General features: G+C 73.9%; 15 protein-coding genes. 14 read left to right on the top strand and 1 reads right to left on the bottom strand.

Annotated elements, in window-relative coordinates; translation table 11 throughout:
- The first annotated feature begins 122 nt into the window (after positions 1-122).
- Positions 123-503 carry a hypothetical protein gene (locus LN037_RS31615; RefSeq protein ID WP_230761006.1) on the top strand — a complete coding sequence of 127 codons (381 nt, stop codon included), beginning with the start codon at positions 123-125 and terminating at the stop codon, positions 501-503.
- 372 nt (positions 504-875) lie between these two features.
- Here LN037_RS31615 and LN037_RS31610 read toward each other — a convergent pair whose 3' ends face one another.
- Entirely contained in the window at positions 876-1,487 is a 612-nt protein-coding gene (locus LN037_RS31610; RefSeq protein WP_230761004.1) for an NUDIX domain-containing protein, read from the bottom strand.
- Between the two features lie 158 nt (positions 1,488-1,645).
- Between LN037_RS31610 and LN037_RS31605 the strand changes: the two genes are divergently transcribed.
- The 13 genes from LN037_RS31605 to LN037_RS31545 all read left to right on the top strand — a co-directional run.
- On the top strand, positions 1,646-2,014 hold the full coding sequence (locus LN037_RS31605) for a hypothetical protein (RefSeq protein ID WP_230761003.1): 369 nt from the start codon (positions 1,646-1,648) through the stop codon (positions 2,012-2,014).
- Between the two features lie 42 nt (positions 2,015-2,056).
- Positions 2,057-3,010, top strand: a complete 954-nt coding sequence (locus LN037_RS31600; RefSeq protein WP_230761001.1) for a tyrosine-type recombinase/integrase — start codon at positions 2,057-2,059, stop codon at positions 3,008-3,010.
- Between the two features lie 68 nt (positions 3,011-3,078).
- Positions 3,079-4,242, top strand: a complete 1,164-nt coding sequence (locus LN037_RS31595) for an FtsK/SpoIIIE domain-containing protein (RefSeq protein WP_230760999.1) — start codon at positions 3,079-3,081, stop codon at positions 4,240-4,242.
- Positions 4,243-4,867: 625 nt separating this feature from the next.
- A complete protein-coding gene (locus LN037_RS31590; RefSeq protein ID WP_230760997.1) occupies positions 4,868-6,160 on the top strand; it encodes a hypothetical protein in 1,293 nt (430 codons plus the stop codon).
- On the top strand, positions 6,157-6,492 hold the full coding sequence (locus LN037_RS31585; RefSeq protein WP_230760994.1) for a hypothetical protein: 336 nt from the start codon (positions 6,157-6,159) through the stop codon (positions 6,490-6,492). Before LN037_RS31590 ends, LN037_RS31585 begins: the two co-directional genes overlap by 4 nt.
- Positions 6,493-6,587: 95 nt before the next feature.
- Positions 6,588-6,794 carry a hypothetical protein gene (locus tag LN037_RS31580; protein ID WP_230760992.1) on the top strand — a complete coding sequence of 69 codons (207 nt, stop codon included), beginning with the start codon at positions 6,588-6,590 and terminating at the stop codon, positions 6,792-6,794.
- A 655-nt stretch (positions 6,795-7,449) separates the two neighbouring features.
- A complete protein-coding gene (locus LN037_RS31575) occupies positions 7,450-7,905 on the top strand; it encodes a hypothetical protein (RefSeq protein WP_230760990.1) in 456 nt (151 codons plus the stop codon).
- The gene (locus LN037_RS31570; RefSeq protein WP_230760988.1) at positions 7,902-8,114 is read left to right on the top strand and encodes a hypothetical protein; all 213 of its coding nucleotides are present in this window, start codon (positions 7,902-7,904) and stop codon (positions 8,112-8,114) included. The genes LN037_RS31575 and LN037_RS31570 overlap by 4 nt, the downstream gene beginning before the upstream one ends.
- Before the next feature lie 26 nt (positions 8,115-8,140).
- Positions 8,141-9,181, top strand: a complete 1,041-nt coding sequence (locus LN037_RS31565; protein WP_230760986.1) for a hypothetical protein — start codon at positions 8,141-8,143, stop codon at positions 9,179-9,181.
- Between the two features lie 11 nt (positions 9,182-9,192).
- Positions 9,193-9,465: an E3 binding domain-containing protein gene (locus LN037_RS31560; protein WP_230761008.1), complete on the top strand. Its 273-nt coding sequence runs from the start codon at positions 9,193-9,195 to the stop codon at positions 9,463-9,465.
- Positions 9,466-9,924: 459 nt separating this feature from the next.
- A complete protein-coding gene (locus tag LN037_RS31555) occupies positions 9,925-10,461 on the top strand; it encodes a hypothetical protein (protein WP_230760984.1) in 537 nt (178 codons plus the stop codon).
- Positions 10,462-10,665: 204 nt separating this feature from the next.
- Positions 10,666-11,097: a hypothetical protein gene (locus tag LN037_RS31550; RefSeq protein ID WP_230760982.1), complete on the top strand. Its 432-nt coding sequence runs from the start codon at positions 10,666-10,668 to the stop codon at positions 11,095-11,097.
- The coding region (locus tag LN037_RS31545) for a ParA family protein (RefSeq protein WP_230760980.1) at positions 11,094-11,711 on the top strand (618 nt) is incomplete at its 3' end. The genes LN037_RS31550 and LN037_RS31545, both read left to right, overlap by 4 nt.

Genomic DNA, 11,711 nt, shown 5'->3' with positions numbered 1-11,711 from the left:
CCCGCTGCTCTCCACCGTCGTCCCGCAGTCCGCCGCGATCGCCGACGCCTTCGGCACCGTCCCGAGCCGCTTCTACGCCTACGCGGATGTCCTCCGCGAGATCACCGACGAGGAGACCACCGATGGCCCTGCGTAAGTCCGGACCGACCACCGACCGGCCGTTCTCCACCGACGCCGGCCGGTCCCTCGCCGCCGCCGAGCCCGCGGCCGCCGCGCCGGTCCCCGCCTCGGCCCAGGCCCCGGCGGCCGAGCAGCCGAAGCCCCGCAAGTTCACCGCGCTCATCGACGCCGAGACCGACGCCCGGTACGGCCGACTGCTCGACCAGCTCCGCACCGCCGTCGGGCCGATTGCCACCCGCCCGGACGGCTCCGGGCGCTCCCGCGCCGGCTACGACCTCTCTCGCGCCGACCTGCTCCGCGCCCTGCTCGCCGCCGCCGAGGACGACCCCAGCGTCATGACCGAGGTCGCCGCGAAGGCACGACACCACTACGTCACACCGTAGCTACGGCACGCCGTCACAACGGCACAACGGCGAGACGGCCCGACACCCCACCGACCACGGGTGCCGGGCCGTCGTCGTTCCCGGCCCTGCCGGACTCCTCGGGGCAGGTGCTCCACCCTCACCGATCGGCCGCGCTCCGCGTGCTGCCGGTTCTCCCGGGGTGCAACCCCCTACCTGAGCGGCGCGGTGGTGACGTCTGCCTGGGTCAGGCCGTCTGCGGCCGTTGTGTGCCGGGGGTTGCGGCCCGGGGGGTTCGGTGGCAATCCCTGATCGGCCGTGAGGGGAGGGGGGTGCGCCGATGGTGACCACCTCGAACCGCACCCCCGCTGCTCTCCGGTGCCCCACCCGATCCAGGAGGCCCCGCCGGAGGCGTCAGGAGGAGAGAGCGCGCTCCAGGTGCTCGTGGACCTCGCGGGCCATGCCACCGAACGGGGCGAACGAGTCGTCGGCCTCGGCCAGGGACACCCACCGCACGGCGGCCAGCTCGTAGTCGTCGGTCACCGAGACGTCCAGATCGCCCGTGGGGTGCCCGGCCACGTAGATCATCGTCCGGCCCGTCTTGGGGTGGACCCGCCGGAACACCTCGCGGTCAGCCGCGACGAGCAGCCCGGCCTCTTCCTTGCACTCCCGGACCATCGCGTCGGCCGGCGACTCCCCCGGCTCGATCTCACCGGTGAGGAACCCGGCCGGCGGCGTCTTGTCGTTCCGCCACGTCACGAGCATGCCGCGCTCGCTAGTCACCACCGCCGCCACGACGGGCAGGTCCACCGGGGTCTCAGGGCTCGCGGTCATGGGTGTCGCCTCTCGTCCGGTCAGGGCGGCGATCTGCCGCTGTAGGTCGTCGAGGTCCCAGCGCATGTGACCGCCGATGGTCTGGTGCGCGGGCGTCACGTGTCCGGCCGCCACCCACCGGGCCAGCGTCGTCCGGGCGATCCCGAGCGCATCCGCTGCCTTGCCGGTGCCGACCAGCCGTCCAGCTGCCATGGGCCTGATCGTTGCAGACGATGCAACTGACCTGATCCGTGTAGCCGCCATGAGGGTGACAGTAGGTCGCTTGCATCGTTTAGGACAGTCCAGCTAGCGTCTGCTGTGCATCACTTGGGTCGAATGTGTCGATCCGAACCGCACCGAGGAGAACCGCCATGCTGCTGCCCATCGACGCCGACCGTCTCGGCGTCATCGCGTCCGGCCACGTCGAGCCCGTCATGCCCTGGGTGGAGAAGGACGGCCGCCGCCAGCCCGGCACCGAGCAGGAGACCGACGACGCCGGTGTCCCGCTGTGGACCGTTCACGCCCTGGTCATGTCCGACGCACGCCCCACCGCCATCGCGGTCCGCGTCCCGTCGCGCGAGTGCCCCCAGCCTCCGGCGCTCGCCCCGGCCGCCTTCGAGCGCCTGGAGGTCAACGCCCGGGTCAACAAGAGCACCGGCCAGCTCGGCACCTACTGGTCCGCCGCCGGCATCGGCCACCCCGCCCGACACAACCAGGGCAAGCAGGACAACGCGGCCTGATCAGGCCAACAGACCACGGCGGCCGGAGGACGACGGCGGGACATGACCAAGACACCAGGGGCCGCGCTGCCCGGCGCGGGCTACACGATGAAGACGGCCACGCACCTCGAGGAGCACCTCCACGGGATGCGACGGGCTGGGCGTGCGAAGGGCACCATCGTCGCCCGCCGCCGGGCCGTGTCCCGTCTCGCCGAGTTCCTCGGCCACGACCCGCTGACCGCCACGCTCGACGAGCTGGAGGCGTGGCAGACCGCCCAGCTCGACCGCCACCCGCACCCCGGCACGGACCAGAAGGCCGTCGAGACCCGCTACGGCAACGTGCGGGTCGAGACGGCTCTCCTGCGCCCCTACTTCCGCGAGCTGCACGCCCGTGGGCTCCGCCAGGACGACCCGTGCCGGATGCTCGCCCTCCCGCCGGCCAAGCACGCACTCCCGCGCCCGATCCGACAGGCCGAACTCGACCTGGCGCTGGCCGACCCACCGCAGCACCTGCGCCCTTGGCTCCTGCTCGGCACGCTCGGGCTGCGCTGCGTCGAGATCGCCCGCATCCGCGGCGAGGACCTACGCATCGGCGACGACGGCCGCCGCTACGTCACCGTCAACGGCAAGGGCGGCCGCAAGCGCGACCTCGGCATCCCCACCTGGATGTGGCCCGAGCTGGCCCCGCAGTGGCCCGCCGAGGGCGAGGGCTGGCGCAAGCTACGCGGAGAGGGTTTCTACAACGCGCACCTGATCAGCCACTACGTGGCGAAGTACCTGCAGTCGCTCGGCATCGAGTCCTCGATGCACAAGCTGCGCCACCGCGCGGCCACCGAGGCGCTGCGCCAGACCGGCAACCTGCGCGTGGTCCAGCAGCTCCTCGGCCACACGAACCTCGCGAGCATCCACGTCTACACGCTCGTCGAGAACGACGAGGTCGCCGACGTCCTGGAGCTGATGCGCCGCCCAGCCGGGTTCGGCGACGACCACCGCACCGCGCTGCGACGCACCGGATGACCCCAGGCCCGGCCCGACTTCTCCCGGGCCGGGCCTGCGCTCGTCCACGACCATCCCGGAGACCTCACGTGGCCCTGTTCCCGTGGCGCACCCGCCCCCGCGACCTCACAGGGCGGCACTCGACCCGCTACGACCGCGAGGTCCCCGCCCAGCGCCGCACCACCGAGCAGGAGTGGCGCGCCCTGTGGCGCGACACCGCCGAGGGCCTGGGCCTGGCCCACCTCGTCCACGTCGCCGCCGGCGTCACCGTCTCGGTGCCGCGCGTCGGCGGCGTCACCGTCGACTCCACCGGCCGCGTCTGCCGCGCCACCATCCAGCGCCGCCCCGGCCAGCGCACCGCCGACTACCGCGCGCTGGCCGTCCAGCTCGCCGACGCCCTCGGCTGCGCCCGCGTCCGGATCGAGGACATGAGCGCCGAGCGCTGGATCGTGCTGCACCTGCTCGACGTCGACCCGCTCGCCACCACCCGCGGATGGGCGGCGTCCCTGCCCGCCGGGTTCATCGCCCGCGACGAGGAAGGCCGGCTGTTCTCCGCCCCGTGGCAGGCCCGTCCGCACACCATCGCCCAGGGCTCCACCGGCTCCGGGAAGTCGAGCTGGGTCTACTCCCAGCTCGCACCCCTCGCCGGCCGCCGGGACGTCCGCGTCGCCGGGATCGACCCGTCGGGGGTCCTGCTGCGCCCGTGGCCCGACGACCCGTGGCGCGTCTCCGGGCTCGGCGGGGTGCTCGAGGAGCACCGCCGCGCCCTCGGCGAGCTGTGCGACGAGATGGACCGCCGGCTCACCGTCCTACCCCGAGACACCGACAACCTCGCTACCGACGAGGCGACCCCGCTGCTCGTCGTCGTGCTGGAGGAGTACGCCGCGCTCGTCCGCGCCGCCGAGCTCGTCGACCGCAAGGTCGGACAGGAGGTCCGCCAGCGCGTCGGCCGGCTGTTCTCCGAGGGCCGCAAGGTCGGCGTGCGGCTGCTCCTGGTCGTCCAGCGCGCCGACACCGCCATCGTGGACGGCGCGATCCGCGCCCAGGCCACCCTCCGTGTCTCTTTCGCCTCCGAGGCCGACGGCATCCGCATGCTGCACCCCGCCGACGCCATCGACCCCGACGAGCACTCGATCGCCGCACCGGGCGTCTGCGCCATCACCGCGCCGCGCGTCGGCACCTTCCGCGCTCGATCGACGCTGCTCGGATACCGCGACTACTGCGCCGCGGTCCGCGCCGGGATCGAGCGATGACCGGCGTGTCGGGAACCTTCTCCCCCGGATCCGGGTCTCTTCGCGGGACGCTGCCGGTTGAACCGCCGGACATGGCGAAGGCCCCGGGTGTTGACGCACCCGAGGCCCTCTTCACGGCGGTGTCCGAGTCCGTTGCCCAGGAATCGAGAGGACGACCTGCCGTGCGCACGCCAGGCTACTGGCGCGCCCCCGTCTGCGCGCCGCACCGACACACCCATGCACCTCGCGTCCGCGTGGTGCTCTGGTGAGCGGCGCGCAGCACCAGGGCCGCCCCTCCGGCACCGCTGGCCCCTCCTGCGTGGGGGGAGGGCGCGGAGGCCGGAGGCCGTCAGCGCCCGAATCCCCCACCTCTCTCACTCTCACCTTCCCCCTGACCTGCCCCCCTGCCTCCCCGGCCGCCCCCGCAGGGGGCGGCCAGCGCGCCGGAGGCGCGCCCCTCGGTACTCCGCGAACAGCTCTTCACACCGACACCCGGGGGCGCAGGTCCAGGCGTGTGGAGACCGCCGCCCAACGGGACCAGCGACGTCAGCGTGAGCGTGAAGCACGGGAACGCCGATTCGACCGACGCCGGCAACTGCGCCAGGTCACCACCCTGGACCGGGTTCGACGCTGCGGCCACGACACGGTGTCCGACGGCGGGGTCACCGTCGGGGTCCGCACCGGCTCCGACGGCACCGCCGTGGCCGGCTACGGAGGCGTCTCGACCTGCGGATCGGTCTGGGTCTGCCCGCAGTGCGCCGCGGTCATCGCCACCCGCCGCGCCTCCGAGCTGGCCGACGTCCTACGCGCCGTCGACAACCTCGGCGGCTCCTCGTGGCTGGTCACCCTCACCGTCCAGCACTCCCGCAAGCACCCGCTCGGCTGGTCCCGCGACGAGCGCGCCACCAACCGACGTCTTCTCGAACGCGCCTCGTGGCGGCGCCACCTCGCCGAACTCGGCGACGAGCCCGACCCCGACGAGGTCGCCGCCGACGAGCTGGCGCGCGAAGCGCTCGACGCCACGTTCGGCACCTGGGACGCGGTCGGCGAGGCGTGGGCCGCGGTCACCTCCGGCGGGACCTGGGTGAAAGACCAGCGCCGCCACGGCGGGCTGCTCGGCTGGGTCCGCGCCGTCGAGACCACGCACGGCCGGTCGGGCTGGCACGTCCACGTCCACGCCCTGCTGTGCTTCGCCGACGACCCGCCGCTCTCCGAGGTCCACCCCATCGCCGAGCGCATGTTCACCCGCTGGAAGCGCAAGCTGAACGCCCGCGGCTACGACGCCTCCGGCGACTTCGCCCAGGACGGCAAGGTCCCCGGCTTCGACGTCCGCCGCGCCGAGATGCACGACAACGCTATGAGCAACTACCTGGTGAAGCTCGCCCACGAGGTCACCTCCGGGCACCGCAAGGAAGGCCGGCGCCCCGGCGGGCGGACCCCCATGCAGCTCCTGGCCGACGCCGTCGAGACCTACGCCGTCGCCGACCTCGGACGGTGGGCGCAATGGGAGCAGGCATCCGCCGGCCGCCGCCAGCTCACCTGGTCCGGCCGCGACCGCGACCTGCGCGCCCTCGCCCAGCTCGGCCCCGAGCAGACCGACGAGGAGATCGCCGCCGAGGAGCTACCCGCCGACGACCGCGTCGGGCTCCCACCCGAGACGTGGGGATGGGTCCGCGCCGGGCAGCACGAGACCACCGTCCTGACCGTCACCGAGGACGGCGGCATCGACGGACTCACCCGCTGGCTCGACCAGCACGACCAGGCGTGGATCATCGCCAGCCCTGCCGAGCTCCGCCCGCGCGACCCCTCCGGCCGACCCTTGCGCCGCCCCTCCGACCGCCCACCACGCTGGAGCGACGAGGCCCACGGAAGCCCTGCTCACCGGCATGATCGTTTGATTCATGTGTCTGCGGGCGCTGGCACTGAGGAACGATCATGAGCAGCGTCGAGATCGAGTGCGCGCACACCGACACCAGGTGGCAGGGACAGACCACGGAACACGTGCTCAGCGCAAGCACCGACGACCACGGACGGTGGACCAGCGGCGGGGAGCTGCTCGGCGTGCACCGGTGGACCGCGGGAGAGGACGGACGACCGGTGTTCGACCAGCCCGGCCGGGGCCGGATCGCGGTGCTGGAGTGCCCGACCTGCCAGCGCCGGGTCCGGCGCCGCGGACTCGCGCTCGGACGCGATCTCGACGCGCTCGTGGCGGCCGGCATGGATCGAGTGGACCTGCGCGTGCTGGAGTGGCGCGCGTCGTCGGTGCGATAGCGTCCCGACCAGCTACACCGCTGGACCCTCCTCGCCCGAGCTGATGCTGGGCCTCCCGGAGTGCGTGTTCTCGCATGCGCTCCTGGAGGTAGACCGTGACCCACAACCAGCTCACCGGCCGCGTCGGCGCCCTGTCCCGCCGCTGCGCCCCGAACGACCCGAGGCTGCTCGACGCGCGCCGCGACCTCGCTGCGCTCCAGCTGGAGACCTACGTCGGGCGCATCGTCGCCGCGGCGCCACCGCTGACCCCCGGCCAGCGTCAGCGCATCGTCGCCCTGCTCGACCACGGCCGGCGCCCGTGACCGCCCACGGCTACCGCGCCCAGCGCGGCAAGGGCTACGAGACCTACCCTCGCGAGCTGCTCCAGCCCGACCCCGGCCGGATGAGTGTCCGCGCCCTCGGTCTGCTGGTCCACCTGCTCTCACTGCCGCCGGGGTTCAACGTCTCCGCCGAGTCGCTGGCCCGGCTCTTCCGCGAGGGACGCGTCGCCATCGCGGCCACCCTCGACGAGCTGGAGCACCTCGGGCATCTGGCGCGCGCCCGCATCCAGGACCCCGCCACCGGCCAGTGGGGCTGGGTCTGGGTCTACGGGGAGGACCCCTACGAGGTCGAACGGCAGTTCGCCGAGCGCGTCGCCACACACGGTGGCGGGGTCTCCAGCCGCCACCTCACCGAACGCACGAGACCTGCGGTCGGCGCGACCAGCGGAAACACCGCATCCGCCCAGCTCAGCCCGAACGCAGGTGACCCGACTTCGGGTGACCCGACGCCGGGTGACCTGCGGTCTAAGAGAGAACACACAGAGGACCCACGTAGAGAACGCGCTCCGCGCGCCTCGGACGTCGCTGGCGCTCCGCCGAACCGATCGACTCTGCCGCGACCTGCGTGCTCTGGGACTCGCCACTCCACCCGTGCAGTCGACCCACCACCCGCACGCGCGCGACCCCGGCGCGCCTCGTGAGACGCCACCCCGTCGCCCCGGACTGCTGCGGGGTCGAGACCACCGACGCCGACCGCACCGCCGCCGCCCGCGTCGCCGCCGGCCTCGACCTCCGCTCCGAGGTCCTGGCGCTGCTCGTCGTGCTCATCGGCTACGCCTGCCCGGCCTGCGGCTGGTGGGCCGGCTGCCCGGCCACCCTGCTCAAGCAGGCCAGCCGCTTCCACGACGGCATCGTCGGCCCGATCGCCTGGGACGAGCTCCACACCCTCGGCTACGTCCACCCCCGCGTGACCACCGACCAGGACGACCCTCGCGGCGCCGCCCTTCCGATCGAGCTGGACCTCGTCCTGCCCGACTGTGCCGCCAGCTGCGACTGCACCCGCTGCCGCCTCGTGCCCGCCACCGTCACCGACCTCGCCGAGTACCGCCGCTCGAGGAACGCCACCGACCACGACCAGGCAGCCCAGCGATGACCCGCGACCCGCACGACTGCGACACCGGATGGCTCGACCGCGACGCCCTCGTCCCCTGCCTGGTCTGCAAGCCCTGGCTCGAACGCCGCCGCTCCCCGACCGCCCAAGAGGTCCACGCGGCCCGCCAGCGCCGCCAGGGAGCGCCCAGCCCGGCCACGCGCCAGGAACCCCTACCCCTGCCCGCACACCGCCGCTCAGCCCCGAACTGAGCAGCACCCGACCAGGAGGACACCTCATGGCCAAGACCGCACCCACCGACACCGCCGAGAGCACCACGACCGACACCCCGACCGACAGCCCTACCCCGCCCGCGGTCCACCCCGCACCCGGCGGGCTCACCCTTGCCCAGGTCGGCGGACTGCTCAGCGGCGCCGCCCTTGGCCCCGGCGACCAGCCCGGCGGAGAACGCGAGCTGATCCTCGTCGCCGACGAGCTGCGACGCGAGGGAGCCCAGCTCCCCGCCGAGTACATCGACGCCATGAACCTGCTCGGCAGGTTCGACACCCTGCGTAGCCCGCACGCCACCGGCGTCCCTGCCGACGCCCTACGTCGCGCCAGCCTCGACCAGCTCGACGTCTGGACCCTCGACCAGGTCGTCAACAACACGACCCTGCACGCCCTGCGCCAGACCCACGACAACGGCGTCACCAACCAGGTCCGCGCCGCCCTGCTCGACCGAGCCCGCAACGCCCTCGCCGCCGAGCTGCCCGCCCTGCTCGCCGCGCTGGCCCCCGACTTCCGCCGCGCCCTCGCCGACGTGCAGACCGCCGTCGCGGCCGGCATCACCGCCGACACCACCCCGGCCGACATCATCGACAACGACGACGCCATCGCCGCCTGGCGCGCCCTCGTCGCCCCCGAGTCCGGCGTCGGCCGGCTCACCCGCCTGTGGCGCCTGCGCTGCCGAGCCATCCGCGTCGTCGGCTGCCACGTCCCACCCGAGCCCGGCATGGCCGCACTCCAGCCCGGCGCTCCCGCCATGGTCGGCGTCCCCGCCCAGGACTACGACGTGCCCGCCCTGCGCGGCGCCGTGCCCGACGGCTGGGGCCGGGCTGGACGCGACGCCTGGCTGTCGGTCCTCGCGGCCGGCGTCGACGTCGTCGCCGAGCTGACCGACCCGCACCTGGTCGCGGCTCGCATCGACGACCGCACCGGGCGCAGCACCGTGCCCGCCGACGCCCCCGACAAGTGGGAGCTGGAGCGCGCCTCGATCCTCGCCCGTCCCGAACCCGAGCCCATCGTCCCGCCCGCCTCGTCCACGCTCGCCAACTTCTGAGGAGCAGCACCATGGCCATCACGCCGATCCAGCAGCCCAGCAAGCCCACCAAGCCCACCAAGCCCTACGCCACCCCGGCCGTGCGGAAGCTGGCCGACCAGCTCAGCGTCCCGCTCGACGCCTGCACCGGCACCGGCGTGGGCGGACGCATCCGCCTGGCCGACGTGCGCAACGCCTCCGACCGGCGCATGTCCGCCCAGTCCGCGTTCGCCACCCCGCCGCCCGTGCCGCACCCCGACGACGCGTGGTTCCCCGGCGTGCCGACTCCGAAGATCGAGAGCTGACCCGAGCCTCATGACCAGACACCCGAGCGTGCCGTGTGCCGGGTGTGGCGCCCTGCTCTGGACCGGGCCCGGCTCACTGCCACCCGGCCAGGCACGGTGCAGACAGTGCCGAGCACATGCCCGTGGTCAACGCCGCGCGTACGCCAGCGACAACCGCGCCCGCCGGCGCCAGGCCGCCCAGGTCTCGTGCACCGAGTGCGGCCAGGTCCTCACCGGGCGCGCAGCCCGACGACGCCAGCTCACCTGCTCGCGCACCTGCGGCATCGCCTACCGCCGCCGCACCGGCTCTCTACCCCCCGAGCCCGCGACCAACGATGACGCCGACAACAGCGTTTCCGCAGGTCAGAGCTCTGAAAAATCCAGCGCTCGCCCTAGTTGACCGCCGCAGTCTCGCCGTTTCCCTCCCCGCGGCCGAAACGCCCCAGCCGCAGAAATCGTCTCTCTCCCCGGAGGCCCACCATGACCCAACCCGTCCCTGCGCCCGCTCCCGCACCGGACCCCGAGCCCGACACCGAGACCGACGAGCAGGCCCTCTGGGACCAGCTCGCCGACCTCGTCGGCGTCCCGAAGGACACCGACCACGCCGAGATCGTCGACGCCGTCGCCGAAGCCCTCGACGAGGCCGCCGACCCGGCCCCGTCCGGCTCGCCCGACCCCCAGGGCGTGGTCCGCCTCGACGCCACCGTGCACGCCGAGCTCGTCGCCGCCGCCGCCCACGGGCGCACCGCCGCCGCCCGCGAGGCCCGCACCGAGCGCGAGCGCGTCGTGTCCGCCGCCGTCACGCGCGGCGCCATCACCGCCGGCCGCCGCGGCGCCTGGCTCGCCTCCCTGGAGCGCGACCCCGACGGCGTCGCCGCCCTCGCCGGTCTCCCCGACGGTCTCGCGGTGCCCGTCGCGGCCCTCGGTCACGACGGCTCCCCCGCCATCGACCAGGCCGCCGGCCGCAACCAGGACCAGTGGTTCAGCGGCGTCCCGTCGGCCGGCGTCGCCCCGTAGCTCGGCGTCAACCTCACCGCCCGGTCTGGGGCCGCGGCGGACGGAAGGTCCTCCGGACACCTGGTTCCTCAAGGATGACCTGCGCCGTCGGTCGGTCCCGGCACGCCACCCCCAGCGCGCCGGGACCGACCATCTACCCGCCGTCACAACGGCTCACCGTAACGCCGTAGTGCCGTCGTGCCGTCACAACGGTAGACTGAGCGCATGGTCGACACCACCCTCGCGCTCTCGCTGCACCACCTCGCGCCACCGACCGCCATCGGCCGCGCGCTCGCCGCCCGCGTGGTCGCGCTGCTCGCCGCGCTCGGCGTCCAGGTCCACCAGGACACCTCCCCCGCCGTGCTCGACTTCGATGGCGGCACCCCGGCCCCCGGCGCCCACGTCCTGGTCGACGGCGACACCGCCGTCATCGTCTGGCCCCCCGTGCTCACCGACGCCGGGCTCGACCTCCCCATGCACGCCCCCGACGTCATGCTCGACTCGCTGCAGGCGCTCCTCGAGGAAATCGGCACCCGCCGCGGCGGCGCCCCCGAGTTCGACACGCACCGCCCCTCGACCTGCGAGCGCGAAGCCCTCGTCGTCTGGCCCGTCGCCCAGCTCGGCGCCGACGTCCCGCCGTGGCGTGACCCGTCGTGAGGATCACCGTCGGCTGCCACAAGGGCGGGGTCGGCAAGACCACCACCGCCGTGATGCTGGCCCTCCAGCTCGCCCGCACCGGCCCGACCCTGCTCATCGACGGCGACCGGCAGGGCTCGGCCACCACGTGGCGCAACCTCGCCGGTGACCAGTGGCCGGCCACGCTCCCGGTCCGGCCCTGGCGCGACCCGCTTCCCGAGCTCATCGCCCACGAGACACGCGACCTGCACCCCGGTCTGTCCCACGTCGTCATCGACACCGGCCCCGGAGACCCCGTGCGGCTCACCGCCGCCCTGGAGCAGTCCGACGTCGCGCTCATCCCCGTCGGCTCACGCCGAGGCGACGTCGTGCAGCTCCGCGAGACCGTCCAGACCGTCGAGAAGGCCGCCGCCGGACACGCCCTGTCCTGGGGCGTGCTGCTCACCATGGTCCGGCTCTCCACCCGAGCCGCCCGGCAGGCACCCGACGCCATCACCCGCGACGATTTCCCGCTGCTCTCCACCGTCGTCCCGCAGTCCGCCGCGATCGCCGACGCCTTCGGCACCGTCCCGAGCCGCTTCTACGCCTACGCGGATGTCCTCCGCGAGATCACCGACGAGGAGACCACCGATGGC

Source organism: Actinomycetospora soli (assembly GCF_021026295.1).
Classification (GTDB): domain Bacteria; phylum Actinomycetota; class Actinomycetes; order Mycobacteriales; family Pseudonocardiaceae; genus Actinomycetospora; species Actinomycetospora soli.
The sequence above is the reverse complement of the archived record's forward strand: the minus strand, read 5'-3'. Positions and strand labels throughout refer to the sequence as shown.

Coding starts and splice junctions, on each gene's coding strand:
- LN037_RS31550 (WP_230760982.1), top strand. CDS start 10,666: ATGGTCGACACCACCCTCGCGCTCTCGCTGCACCACCTCGCGCCACCG.
- LN037_RS31565 (WP_230760986.1), top strand. CDS start 8,141: ATGGCCAAGACCGCACCCACCGACACCGCCGAGAGCACCACGACCGAC.
- LN037_RS31610 (WP_230761004.1), bottom strand. CDS start 1,487: ATGGCAGCTGGACGGCTGGTCGGCACCGGCAAGGCAGCGGATGCGCTC.
- LN037_RS31600 (WP_230761001.1), top strand. CDS start 2,057: ATGACCAAGACACCAGGGGCCGCGCTGCCCGGCGCGGGCTACACGATG.
- LN037_RS31585 (WP_230760994.1), top strand. CDS start 6,157: ATGAGCAGCGTCGAGATCGAGTGCGCGCACACCGACACCAGGTGGCAG.
- LN037_RS31615 (WP_230761006.1), top strand. CDS start 123: ATGGCCCTGCGTAAGTCCGGACCGACCACCGACCGGCCGTTCTCCACC.
- LN037_RS31560 (WP_230761008.1), top strand. CDS start 9,193: ATGGCCATCACGCCGATCCAGCAGCCCAGCAAGCCCACCAAGCCCACC.
- LN037_RS31605 (WP_230761003.1), top strand. CDS start 1,646: ATGCTGCTGCCCATCGACGCCGACCGTCTCGGCGTCATCGCGTCCGGC.
- LN037_RS31555 (WP_230760984.1), top strand. CDS start 9,925: ATGACCCAACCCGTCCCTGCGCCCGCTCCCGCACCGGACCCCGAGCCC.
- LN037_RS31570 (WP_230760988.1), top strand. CDS start 7,902: ATGACCCGCGACCCGCACGACTGCGACACCGGATGGCTCGACCGCGAC.